This is a genomic window from Candidatus Vallotiella adelgis, from assembly GCF_020541305.1.
Taxonomy (GTDB): domain Bacteria; phylum Pseudomonadota; class Gammaproteobacteria; order Burkholderiales; family Burkholderiaceae; genus Mycetohabitans; species Mycetohabitans adelgis.
The window spans coordinates 699630-712361 of record NZ_CP047396.1; the positions used below are offsets into that span (position 1 = coordinate 699630).

A 12732-nucleotide genomic window follows, 5' to 3' on the forward strand; every position below is an offset into this window, starting at 1 on the left:
TACGCTGATTAACCTTAGGGGTGCGGAACCAGTTATACATCTATTGTTAGCGGTTTCCCATATCCCTCAGCAAAATCCCCAATGGCATAACAACAGCCTATCCTAGAAAATATCGTATTATGGACGCTTATCTAAAACCTGGTCGATCAACCCATAGGCTTGCGCGTCCTCGGCTGACATGAAATTGTCACGATCAGTATCCCGCTGAATCTGCTCGACTGGTTTTCCAGTATGCTGCGCGAGCAAGTTGTTCAGACGCTCTTTTAGAAATAAAATTTCTCGTGCCTGGATTTCGATATCAGATGCCTGTCCACGCGCGCCTCCAAGGGGCTGGTGAATCATCACGCGCGCGTTAGGTAGCGCAATCCGCTTACCTGCCGCACCCGCGGCAAGCAAGAATGCACCCATGCTAGCTGATAGTCCAATACAAAGTGTAGTTACGTCAGGCTTTATGAACTGCATCGTATCGTAGATCGCTAGCCCGGCTGAGATTGAACCGCCGGGGCTGTTAATGTATAAGCTGATGTCTTTGTCAGGATTTTCGCTCTCAAGAAACAGTAATTGTGCAACGATTAAATTCGCAGTCTGGTCATTCACTTCGCCTACCAGAAAAACTAATCGCTCCTTGAGCAGGCGCGAGTAGATATCGTAGGCGCGCTCACCACGGCCACTAGTCTCAACAACCATCGGAACAAGGCCTAGGGCTTTAGCCTCGAAATCCCGAGGTGCCTGTGCGGTTAGTTGATTGGGAAAATCTGCACAAAACATTATGCGTCCATCCTTCTGTCTGGAATTGTTAGATGCTGTCGTTGATGCACGCGATAACTGGAATGCAAAAACCGCACATAAATAATAGGTAGTGTTTGAAACTATTAAGTAGGCGGTTTTTCGAGGACTGCGCTATTATGTGGCACTATGCCTAAACCGCTGACCGGGCATTCACTAACTTTTCAAAACTAACTTCCTCATCGGTTACCTTCGCCTTGCCCAGCACAAAGTCAACGACGTTGCTCTCGACTACATGCGCTTCCACGTCGCCAAGGCGATTTTTGTCCGAATAATACCAGCGCACAACTTCCTTTGGATGCTCATAGCTTTTTGAAAATTTATTCACTTGGGCTAGGATTTGCTCGGGTTTCGCTTCTAGCTGATACTTCTTGACCAACTCAACTAGAATTAAGCCGAGCTTAACGCGACGCTCAGCCCACTCCCTAAGTATCTCATCTGGCAGCGGACCTCTCGCTGCAACGGAAATACTATGTTTCGCTAGATCTTGGCGTGCTATTTGAACCAGACGCTGTAGTTCCTGCTCAATCAGCACATGCGGTACATCTAACGTAGTAAGCTGCAACAGCGCATCCATTACCTGATTTTTGAGAATAAATTTCGTAAGTCGCTCTGCTTCTCGTTCCAGACTCTCCTTGATTTTCGTGCGAATTTCTGCTGGGCTGGCATCTTCGATATCTTGGAACTTCGCTAATTCCGCATCGATTGTCGGCAAATTCGGCCATTCGATCTTATTGGCGGTAATTGTAAAGCGCGCGATTTTTCCAGCAATTTCTTTGCTATAATAATTACTGGGGAATTTTACGTCGCATTCTCGCGACTCACCTACACTTAAGCCTAGAACTGTCTGCTCAAATTCTGGCAGCAGCTTGCCTTCGCCAAGTACAAATGTAAAATTCTCTGCACTTCCGCCGAAAAATCCTTCCCCATTTATCTTACCTACGAAATCAATTGTTACGCGATTGCCGTTTTGCGCACCGATAGCGCTATCGACCGTGCCTGCCTTGTCGTGGGAGCGGAAATGCACTGCCTGCTTGCGCAAAATTTCGATAGCATAGTCAATCTCCGCGTCGCTAATCTGTGCTCTCTGGCGCCCGATTTCTGCGCTTGAGATATCACCAAGTTTTACTTCTGGATAGACCTCGAACGTCGCATCGAATGTATATACCTCGCTACGATCCACTTCCTGTTTTGCTGTAAAGGTTGGTTGTCCTACTATGCACAAGCTCTCAGCGCGGATGATGGTAAAAAATTCTTTGCCGATTTTATCGGTAAGTGCTTCTTCCGTAACTTGTCTGGCATATTGCTTCATGATGATTTTCAGTGGTACTTTTCCGGGACGGAAACCAGGCATGCGGACATTACTTGCTATCTTGCGGATACGTGTTTCTATTTCCTTTTGAATAATCTCATTCGGCAATGAAATCGTCATCCGCCGTTTAAGTTTTCCGAGATTTTCTATAATGTTAGCCATGAATGCAATTCCTCCTAAAATATTGAGTAATTTGAGTATCTGGCTCTCAGTGCGCTAAACGACGACTTCCAATATCGAAAGATGGTTAGCCGCGCGTTCCATTAGCCCCTCTACATTTAGGCCGCTTAGCAGAAGCAATATAACTTTTGCCGATTCATCTGGTTGAACTAAACTCTTGACCGACTGAGTACGCGTATCTAAAAAGCCGTTCAAGTGTGGTACAAGCGATGCTTGATTGAAACAAAATCAGCATACCCAGGCCAAGAATCGCATGATCTGTGCCACTGTTACCTTTGGACTCGCTATTAGTGATCGCACTGACCTAGTATAATCATCTCACTATTTAGTGAGATAAAATACTAATAGATGTATTATAGCTATATGATTAGGCCTGCATTTCTCACAAAATTCTGTTAGTCGCGCTATCAAGAAGAAGAGGCATGCTTGCTTGTGTTTGGGGGATGATCGGCAAATGCATCTAACCAGGATAAATGCTCGATAAAATTCAGCAGTCAACTGGGGGGAGTATTTACGATATAAAAAGCGACTAAGTTAGATATGTAATGCGCTAGCGCGTTGACATGTTATATGCGATTCCCACCTTAATACCGACATTAAGAAAGCAGGTGACGGCAAGAATAATGATTTTGAGATAGCCGCAATTATATGCTCTAGAACCGACTCATAGTACAACTTCCGGCGCCAAACAAAGAAATTGCAGTAATTCAAACCCATGCACCAGTTAATTCTAACCCTGAATCGCACAAATCAAAAATTGACACGAAGCCTGCTTTGGTTGCCTTATTTTTCAGAAAAATAAGGCAACGGATTAAGACAATAAAGAAAAACAGAAATAGCACTGCTGCCTGCGCAGTGCGGTAGATCTATGGTGCGAGGAAGGGGATTCGAACCCCTACGCCTTTTCAGGCGTCAGGACCTAAACCTGGTGCGTCTACCAATTTCGCCATCCTCGCGTCTAGAAAAGCAGCGCATTGCACGCCGCATGATTGGCTATTTTTACAACTTAGTGAGTTTGACTAAAGGCCGCAATTTTAAAATTCTAATCTATTTTTTATATATTGTCTTCACCTCATATATGGTGAATGTTAAAGTTCTAGATTTTCTGCGCAGAATATGCCGTGTTCCTCTCTTTTGTATTGTTCTTCGCGTGAATATTGACGATTATTGCCAGAAAAAAGCGGCGCCTGCCGGGTCTAGCACATATTATGCTCTGTGGCGAGCGCCCTTAACCGCGCAACCTTTATTAACCGCGCTATATGCATTGCATCGGGAGCTTTCGGAAAGTGTAAGTGAAGTGAGTGATCCCACAGTCGGACGCATTAAGCTCGCATGGTGGCAAAATGAATTTGTCGCCTTAGCGCGAGAGGCACCAACTCACCCAGTAACCCAGGTAATCGCCCGTCATTACGGCAACACAGCGCCAATCGGAACGTTTATGACGTGGTTATCTGGTTATCAGATGGACCTGGATCAGACACGCTATCTTGATTTTGTAGGATTGCACCGTTACGTGGAGCAGGTGGGTGCTGCGTTGGCGAATATCGTAGCTGGAATTACTGCACACGAGCCAACTAACTTAAAATCATGGGCCCCGGTTCTCGGGCGGGCATTACTACTCGCTGATATCGTTGAGCGTACCGGAGAAAATGCACGATGTGGCCGCATCTACATCCCAACCGAAGAAATGCAGCGATTCGGCGTTACGGCTACTGATATTCAGCATTGCCGCTATAGCAAAGGCTATATACAATTGATGTCTTTTCAGGTTTCCCGAGCACGCCGCATGCTTAATGAGGGACTCGGCGCAATGCCAGCCACCGAGCGAAAGCTGCAGCGCGTGCTCCGTGCGCAAGCTGCTATGTCACTCGCGTTACTGCACGAACTTGAAATAGAAGACTATCGCGTTTTATGTCAGCGTATCGCTTTAACGCCGCTACGTAAGTTGTGGATTGCCTGGCGCATATGCTAACAAACTTATTCCCATTATCAATTTTTTTAGGGGTGATCGTCATATTTAAGCGCTAGTTTAGCGTAACAAATTAAGAAGCGTTCGCGCCCTTGAACAATCTTTGTTTTGTAGTACTTATTACGTTTCTATCTAGGCGATAAGATTTTTTATAACACGACCGGAAAACGTGTATTCCTGAATAAGATGTAGCTTTACGAGTACTGCGACCTAATACTTCTTAGTCAAGATAGTATGAACTGCTGTTGCTTTTTCGCCAACAACGAAGCATACACGTACAAAAAGAACGAGATATAAATTGCATCGTTAGCTCCGACCACACCCTATCCTGTAGGGTTTACGTTAACACTTAAGCTACCCATATGCCGACTACCGGCGAATTATCAGTACTTGAAGGCGTTTATCAGCTGTAAAGGGCCGAATCTGACTACTCCACCTATCGCAGCAGCACTCCTTAATGGCTAGCGAGAAGCACTATAGCCTGCGCCTCAATAGCCTCGCCACGACCGAGATAGCCTAGTCTTTCGTTGCTTTTCGCCTTAACATTAACTGCATTACAGTCCAGACTAAGATCAGCCGCAATATTTTCGCGCATCGCTAAAATATATTTAACAAGCTTAGGCATCTGCGCGATTATTGTGCTATCTACGTTAACGATATCATAGCCTGCTTTTACCACCCGACAAGCCGCCTCACGCAATAGCATTCGGCTATCGGCGCCAGCAAAGTGCGGATCGGTATCAGGAAAATGATATCCAATATCACCTAGTGCCGCAGCACCGAGCAGCGCATCGGTGATCGCGTGCAGTAGCGCATCGGCATCCGAATGGCCGAGCAGCCCGAACTGGTAAGAAACTATGATACCGCCGAGTACTAGTGGGCGGCCTGGCACGAGCGCATGCACGTCATACCCCTGACCGATTCGAAAATTCATGCGTGACTCTCCTACTCGGTTGAGTAATATGATCGGCTCGTCGACCCTAGCGCCGGTCAAGCGTGCGGCATCATGCTTGAGGAATGCTTCAGCTAACATAAAATCTTCCGGATACGTCACCTTAAAATTACGTAAGTTGCCCCGCACAACCCGCGGGGTATGGCCAAGCGATTCGAGTGCAGAAGCTTCGTCAGTTACCGAATAGCCACGCATCTGCGCTTGAAAAAGCGCCTCGCGCAGCGTGCCGATTCGGAACATTTGTGGTGTCTGCGCCTGCCACAAATGGTCGCGCGGCTCAGTCGCATCAATACGCAATGTCGTCGGTTTATCGTTGTCTACAGTAAACTGCGGCGAATTGACCCGCTTGAGCGTGTCAGCCACCGGCATAGCTACAATACCGCCAACAGGATCATCTTGTACCGCAGCTATTAAAGTTCGGATTAACCTCGGCGTAATGCCGGGTCTGGCCGCGTCGTGGACCAAGACCCAGTCATCACTGCTCGCGCCATATTCAGTCAGCGCAAGCAGTCCATTGTGTACCGATTCGTGCCGAGTTTCTCCACCGCATCGCCTAACCATATAACGCAACGCGCTGAAGCGTCGCGGATCGAAATAGTCGTCATCAGGTGCGATGACCACTAGTGTTTGAGTAAACTCCGGACATGCATCGAATGCTGCTATCGAGTAATACAAAAGATCGCATCCGGCAATTATCTGGTACTGCTTCGGTATTAGCGAGCCTGCGCGCGAACCGGTGCCGGCGCAGACAATTAGAGAAAACAGGCGGGAAGTCACAAGAGTCTCACGATCTCTATAAAGTCACAATGAAAGACAGATTTTATAATAGGCGCCTCAATTTTCCGCCCATAGCCCCTTATTATCTATTCATGCTAAATTATCCTCTTACCCCGCCTGATTCACTATCCATATCTTCCATCTGTCCAGTTCCATTTATTAAGGAAGGTCGAGTCTATAGGTTCGATGGCGCATCGGGGTCTGCTGATGCTCTGGCTATTGCACGCTATCATTTAGCGTATCGCCATCGCATACCGATGCTTACGATAATCTGCGCATGCGCAGTTAATGCACAACGTTTGCAGCAAGAAATCAGCTACTTCGCCCCTAGTGCGTGTATTCGTCTTCTACCAGACTGGGAAACTCTGCCATACGATACTTTTTCGCCACACCAAGACCTGGTTTCTGAACGCCTTGCCACGCTGCACGATCTAGGCGCAGGATGCTGCGACATACTCATTGTTTCTGCTACAACCACGTTGTATCGGATGCCACCAGCCACGTTCATGGCTTCGTATACTTTCGGGTTTAAACCAGGCCATCAGCTAGACGTAGCTCAACTAAAGTCTCGCCTCATGCTAGCTGGTTATCGGGATGTGAGAAAGGTCGTGCACCAGGGTGAATATTGCATCCGCGGCTTGTTAATCAATTTATTCCCAATGGGATCATTGTTACCGTACCGAATCAACCTATTCAACGACCGGGTAGAATCGGTACACGCATTTAATCCCGATACGCAGCAGAGTCTTCACCCGGTACACGATGTACGCCTACTGCCTAGTCGTGAGTTTCCGTTCGACGAGACTGCACGCACTGCATTTCGCGCTCGATGGCGGTCTGAATTTGCAGGAAAACCGTTGCGCGCGTCAATCTACCAGGATATCGGAAATGGAGTGGCATCGGCAGGTATCGAATACTACCTTCCACTGTTCTTCGAGAGCACGGAAACGCTGTTTCATTACCTGCCGGAGCATACACACTTAGTGCTAGTCGGCAACGATATTGAAGCGTCAATCCGGCAGTTTATCGCTGAGACGACGCAGCGATACCAATTTCTATCGCATGATTGTGACCGTTCTATTCTGAAACCTGAGCGACTATTTATATCCGAGCACGACTTCTTTGCATTAGCTAAGCCGTTTGCGCGCCTCTTGATCGGCGCGAAGCCACAAGATGACGTCCAGCGCTGGTCGATGCCGCTTCCATCGCTAGCGATGGACCGACACGCGCACGATTCACTTAAAGTGCTACGACGCTATCTCGGAACAGCAGGTCAGCGAGTTCTGCTCATCGCAGAGTCAGCTGGGCGCCGAGAAACCATTGCCCAATTACTTGCTGAGCACCATCTTCAGGTCTTACTATTCGATTCGTTTGACGCATTTATACAAAGCGACGCACAGTTTGGGTTAGCTGTTGCACCTATTGCATCTGGCTTCGCGCTACCAGACGAGCATATTGCGCTAGTCACTGAAAATGAGCTATACGGGCCGCTCGCACGCCGTTCCAGCCGTTGTCGCCAAGCACAAGTTAGCAATATTGATTCAATGGTGCGTGATCTATCTGAACTGAAGGTCGGTGACCCAGTCGTTCACTGCCAGCACGGAATCGGACGATATATGGGCCTAGTAATGATGAATCTAGGCGAAGACGACACCGAGTTCCTACACTTAGCATATCAGGGTGATAGCAAGTTATACGTTCCGGTATCACAGTTGCATGTGATCTCTCTCCACGGTGCTACTACTTCAGATAACATACCACTTCATGCGTTAGGCTCAGTTCAATGGGAAAAAGCTAAACGGCGTGCTGCCCAGCAGATCCGCGATACCGCGGCGGAGCTGCTGAACCTGTATGCACGTCGAGCGGCTCGCCAAGGACACGTGTTCGCGCTGAATTCGCGCGACTACGTGCGTTTTGTAGAAGGCTTTGGTTTCGAAGAGACGCCGGACCAGACCGCTGCTATCGCCGCGGTGCTTGGTGATATGACTAGTGGAAAGCCAATGGATCGATTGGTTTGTGGCGACGTTGGATTCGGTAAAACCGAAGTCGCGCTGCGAGCAGCCTTTATTGCAGTGTTCGGCGGCAAGCAAGTTGCTTTATTGTCTCCGACAACGCTACTGGCCGAGCAGCACATGCAGACATTCACCGACCGTTTTGCCGACTGGCCAGTGCGTATTGCCGAGTTATCACGGTTCAAGTCAGCTAAGGAGGTCAATACTACGATCCAAGAAATCAACACTGGTAATGTCGATATTGTCATTGGCACCCACAAACTGCTATCTGCAGATGTGCATTTTAAGGGCCTAGGGCTCGTGATTATCGACGAAGAGCACCGATTCGGTGTGCAGCAAAAAGAGGCCCTAAAGGCTCTGCGCGAGGAAGTCGATGTACTAACACTGACTGCTACACCAATTCCTCGCACGCTAGGCATAGCCCTAGAAGGGCTGCGAGACTTCTCAGTAATTGCTACCGCGCCGCAAAAACGGCTAGCAATTAAGACCTTTGTACAGCGAGAGGAAGATGGCATAATCCGAGAGGCAATGTTGCGCGAGCTAAAACGCGGTGGCCAAGTCTACTTTCTACACAATGAAGTTGAGTCAATTAACAGTCGCCGCACAGCACTTGAGATACTAGTGCCAGAAGCCCGAATTGCGGTAGCACACGGCCAAATGCACGAACGCGAGCTTGAGCGCGTGATGCGAGACTTTTTGGCGCAACGGGCTAACGTTCTACTATGTACAACAATTATCGAAACCGGGATAGACGTTCCGAGTGCAAACACGATTTTAATCCATCGCTCCGATAAATTTGGCCTAGCGCAACTACACCAGTTACGGGGGCGCGTCGGCCGTTCTCATCACCAAGCGTACGCCTACTTGTTAGTCAACGATCCGGAGTCACTAACCACACAGGCACAACGCCGTCTCGAGGCAATCCAGAAAATGGAGGAACTGGGGGCTGGGTTTTATCTCGCAATGCATGATTTAGAGATCCGCGGAACCGGGGAGGTGCTTGGCGAGAAACAGTCAGGCGACATGCAAGAAATTGGCTTCCAGCTGTATACCGATATGCTTAACAACGCTGTACGCTCCTTAAGAGATGGACAGGAGCCGGACTTCAACGCACCGCTAACTGCCACCGCCGAGATTAATCTACACATAGCAGCAATCCTGCCATCTGAGTATTGTGCAAATGTTCCGGAGCGCTTATCGCTATATAAGCGCTTAGCTAATTGTGAAAAAAGCGAAGCTGTCGACAGCATTCATGAAGAATTAATTGACCGCTTTGGCAAGCTACCAGTACAAGCGCAAGCGTTGATTGAAACGCATCGACTCCGGTTAATGGCTAAGCCAATGGGCATCCTTAAGATAGATGCATCGGAAAGTGAAATTTGGCTACAATTCTCGCCGAATCCGCCAATCGACGCTATGCATATCATCGAAATAGTGAAGAAATATCGTCATATCCAACTGGCAGGACAAGACAAATTACGCATCGAGTTGCATAGCCCTAACCTGCCGAGTAGAGTGGCAACAATCAAAAAAACACTGCAGGTGCTGGGTGCAACAGACATGCAATAAACATTAGGTTAGTGCATGAGAGCGACGCGCTATGATGCTCATGTATATTGCGCTCAGCACGTAGGTTAAATTCTACATGCACGGTTTTAGGAAAAGTCACTTTCTATAGAAGTTGTAATAGATGCTTGTCTGAGCAAATTATGTTGAACTAGAGCCACATTATGTTTGCATCTGCGATATCGGCAGCACTGCGTCATCGTACCAGCATATGACGGCACCACGCAGGGTAGGATCATACTATCTGGCCACACTAACGTAGTACCAATCGATAAACAGCACTAGGACGTAATCTTGTTATTGCTTATATTGAAGATGGCAGGCTCTATGGACGAAGAAGCTAGTGATATAGGGGTAGGGGGTTTATTAGCAGCACCGCGGCTTGCATTTGCTTCCGCAAATGCAGTCAAGCTCAGGCTTTTTCTAAGCCGATTCATGTCGTGCTTTCATTCGCGAGGAAGTTCTGCAGATTTTCGACAATGCAGCCTTCTGATCGAAGGCTGCATTGTCAGTGAGCTAACTAGTATGCGCCCAATCATCACCCACAAGGGATCGATATATACCGCTTCTGCGTGCACAGGCACGCAGCTCATTCATCGGCTGCCGCCAAAGAGACTTAATGCAATCGAGTATGCGGCGTGGCTGATTGAGTATATACAGAACGTCGCGCAATGTCACTCTTCGCCAAGGGTCGTTGGACATACTGTATGACGTGCTGTTTGCAACTGCACCACAGAATTAGCACGATAATTGGTGGAAGCGCGATGAATACAGCCTTAACACACTGCGAATTTCAGTTCGAATTTCGTAATCTGCCAACGATAGATCCGTAAACTATCTTAGCGCAGATTAAAACGTATACGTGTGATATCTTAACTTCCGCAAAATGCAGCGTGAGCACCCAGGTCTATACAATAGAGATCTCGGTAATTGCTACTGTCCCTGGGCTAAACGCCAGGGATCAGGGCATCGATTACGAAACTAGTGAGGGGGGGGTATTGACCGCCAATTAGCACAAGCGCAAGGGTGCCTCTAGCACCGAAACTAGATTATTCCAGCACGCCGAAATCCCAACCATCGTCTGTAGTAATGTGATCTAGGTAATATTGAGCCAGCTTACAAACCAAACACATTTGTTTCGCTCGAGCCACTTGGCGCAAGCGAGTTATTTATTCGACAACTCATTCTAGTCTCGAAGTTGCTGTACATACCGAAACTGGTTATGGCGCTACTTTCCTCTAGGTATTAGGCACGTGTCCGTGAGGCACTTATTAACAATCTACATATCTACCGATGGTCAGAGCGCACAAAATCCATCAGATTTCTCTAGATCTGATCCAGCGTCTGCACCGCTAGCTTTCATTTGCTAGCGATAAATAATATACAACGCGCCCTCCCCGGCAGGCATTTAACAAAGTCTTATGCGTCACAACGAACAAGCACAGCTGCCTTATTTATCTGGTTTCAATAAGCAGTCGATGCAATGAGACGTAAATTTCGTAACAGTGATAATAAAGATAGGCCTGATGCATAGTGCAACTAACTTGATGCCAGTGCTTTACACTTGAGCCTACTCCAGGCTCCTATATTCACAGAATAACCATCACATGATGGTGCCATCTGCAACTAGCTACGTATAACTATGCCTCACTTGCTCTAAGAAAGTGAGGCATAGTTATCAGAATACATGTGTGGCAGTTCTTTCTGTACTGCTTGCCTAGACCAGCTACGCTGATTGAGCTGCAAACTAACCGGTCAACTCGAAACGAAGTATTATATAATTCGGCTATTATTTTAGCTGACCGACTGATACCCAGGAATAGGTGTGAGCGCATACCCAAGTCTTTGAATTTTTTTCATGACTTTCATTCATTGCTACCGACATCTAGAAGAAATGCATAGCCGTGTTACGGCTGCGCGTTATAGTACCAAAACAAGGTAGATTTTGACGAACATATACATTCTCTAGGTGCTAACAGATAGCTTAACTAAATATAAATATTTGATAGTATTCTCTCACGCTGCTGTTGAGGAAGATATTCTTTATTCGCGGTCTAGCGACTTGCTGCTCCGCAGCTTACAAGCTTTTTCGCTCTATAGAACGATCACAAATCAAGCGATTTTATATTTTTTTGAGCTGTGATAATTGTTTTTTCTTAGCAAGAACAATTATAGCAAGCATATGTGAGATTGTGCCATGACAGCAAGGATAACTGTTCAGTTCTATCAATGCACATGATATTATCAGACCTAAAAATTGATACGTTGCATATCATTTTCACATTAAAAAATATTGTGGTACAACAAATGCGTGATCATCCATACTAAAGTATAGGTATCATCTTCGTTAAGCTAAGCTTACGGAGTAAAGTACATCAATGGTTGAAAACCATTTTCTCAGTTCCTGATGTTTGCGATAATCAATACTGGGATGTAATCTCATCAATGGAGAAACTCATGTCGATACTGAACACTATGTCTCGTACACTCAAGGGTTTGTTAAACGACGCGACTGAGTCAGTTCAGGACCCCGCCCGTGACGCGCGGCAGATTGTGCGTGAACTTGACGACAGAATCACGCAAGCAGAAAACTCATTGCTTGAAGTTGAAGCGCAGGTCGCAGTGCATCGTAGCAAACGCGATATTGCTGATGATAAGATAAAAAAGTACGGGAGTGGAGCAAAACGCGCGCTTCAAGCTGACGACGAAGTACTAGCTCGCGAAGCACTCAGTGCCCAAGTAAATGCGCAGTCTGAACGCGACGCCATTACGAAAGAACTAGCAGCACTAGAGCCCTCAGTAGAACTGATTAAGCAGAAGATCAACGATATGCGCAAGCGGCGCAACGATTTTAATGCGCGGTCGAATATCTTACAAGCTGAGCAGCAGATTGCGCAAGCAAAAGATACAGTAGCTACTGTGATGGGCGGCATCGGCGACCAAAACCTTTCGACAATATTTCAAAAACTCGAGGATAAAGTCGCACTGCAGAACGCACGCTCTGACTCTCGACTAAACTCGGCTGATGAGCTCAGTGGAAAAGCACTAGATGATAAACTAGCAGCCCTCGATCAGGCACCCTCTGTGGAGGATCGTCTAGAAATGCTTAAAAATCAACTAAACATAACTCCCAAACCGTCAACACAATCGTAAATTGTATATCGCCAGATTTCTGGCG

The 12732-nt window shown here is 47.2% G+C and carries 7 protein-coding genes, 1 tRNA gene and 1 pseudogene; 4 read left to right on the forward strand and 5 right to left on the reverse strand.

Annotated elements, in window-relative coordinates:
• Positions 1 to 117 precede the first annotated feature (117 nt).
• From clpP to GJV44_RS02545, 3 genes are all read right to left on the reverse strand, one after another.
• On the reverse strand, positions 118 to 768 hold the full coding sequence (gene clpP, locus GJV44_RS02535; protein ID WP_226806187.1) for an ATP-dependent Clp endopeptidase proteolytic subunit ClpP: 651 nt from the start codon (positions 766 to 768) through the stop codon (positions 118 to 120).
• A gap of 151 nt (positions 769 to 919) precedes the next feature.
• A complete protein-coding gene (gene tig / locus GJV44_RS02540) occupies positions 920 to 2260 on the reverse strand; it encodes a trigger factor (protein WP_226806189.1) in 1341 nt (446 codons plus the stop codon).
• Positions 2261 to 3147: 887 nt separating this feature from the next.
• Positions 3148 to 3234, reverse strand: a tRNA-Leu gene (locus GJV44_RS02545).
• Positions 3235 to 3428: 194 nt separating this feature from the next.
• On the opposite strand from GJV44_RS02545, the gene GJV44_RS02550 reads away from it, so the two are divergent.
• The gene (locus tag GJV44_RS02550) at positions 3429 to 4250 is read left to right on the forward strand and encodes a squalene/phytoene synthase family protein (protein ID WP_226806884.1); all 822 of its coding nucleotides are present in this window, start codon (positions 3429 to 3431) and stop codon (positions 4248 to 4250) included.
• Between the two features lie 451 nt (positions 4251 to 4701).
• Here GJV44_RS02550 and ispF read toward each other — a convergent pair whose 3' ends face one another.
• Complete coding sequence (gene ispF / locus GJV44_RS02555) at positions 4702 to 5181, reverse strand: 2-C-methyl-D-erythritol 2,4-cyclodiphosphate synthase (protein WP_226806885.1); 480 nt, start codon at positions 5179 to 5181, stop codon at positions 4702 to 4704.
• 66 nt (positions 5182 to 5247) lie between these two features.
• A pseudogene (gene ispD / locus GJV44_RS02560) lies at positions 5248 to 5976 on the reverse strand (2-C-methyl-D-erythritol 4-phosphate cytidylyltransferase); the annotation flags it as partial.
• Between the two features lie 92 nt (positions 5977 to 6068).
• Between ispD and mfd the strand changes: the two are divergent.
• From mfd to GJV44_RS02575, 3 genes are all read left to right on the forward strand, one after another.
• Positions 6069 to 9557, forward strand: coding sequence for a transcription-repair coupling factor (mfd, locus tag GJV44_RS02565; RefSeq protein ID WP_226806191.1), 3489 nt, complete (start codon positions 6069 to 6071; stop codon positions 9555 to 9557).
• Positions 9558 to 9881: 324 nt separating this feature from the next.
• Positions 9882 to 10265 (forward strand): zinc-binding metallopeptidase family protein, encoded by a 384-nt coding sequence (locus GJV44_RS02570; RefSeq protein ID WP_226806193.1) that lies wholly within the window; start codon positions 9882 to 9884, stop codon positions 10263 to 10265.
• A 1746-nt stretch (positions 10266 to 12011) separates the two neighbouring features.
• Positions 12012 to 12707 carry a PspA/IM30 family protein gene (locus tag GJV44_RS02575; RefSeq protein ID WP_226806195.1) on the forward strand — a complete coding sequence of 232 codons (696 nt, stop codon included), beginning with the start codon at positions 12012 to 12014 and terminating at the stop codon, positions 12705 to 12707.
• The last annotated feature ends 25 nt before the right edge of the window (positions 12708 to 12732 follow it).

Excerpts from the sequence above, each read along its gene's own strand:
- clpP (WP_226806187.1), bottom strand. The coding sequence starts at position 768 with ATGTTTTGTGCAGATTTTCCCAATCAACTAACCGCACAGGCACCTCGG.
- tig (WP_226806189.1), bottom strand. The coding sequence starts at position 2,260 with ATGGCTAACATTATAGAAAATCTCGGAAAACTTAAACGGCGGATGACG.
- ispF (WP_226806885.1), bottom strand. The coding sequence starts at position 5,181 with ATGAATTTTCGAATCGGTCAGGGGTATGACGTGCATGCGCTCGTGCCA.
- mfd (WP_226806191.1), top strand. The coding sequence starts at position 6,069 with ATGCTAAATTATCCTCTTACCCCGCCTGATTCACTATCCATATCTTCC.
- GJV44_RS02570 (WP_226806193.1), top strand. The coding sequence starts at position 9,882 with ATGGACGAAGAAGCTAGTGATATAGGGGTAGGGGGTTTATTAGCAGCA.
- GJV44_RS02575 (WP_226806195.1), top strand. The coding sequence starts at position 12,012 with ATGTCGATACTGAACACTATGTCTCGTACACTCAAGGGTTTGTTAAAC.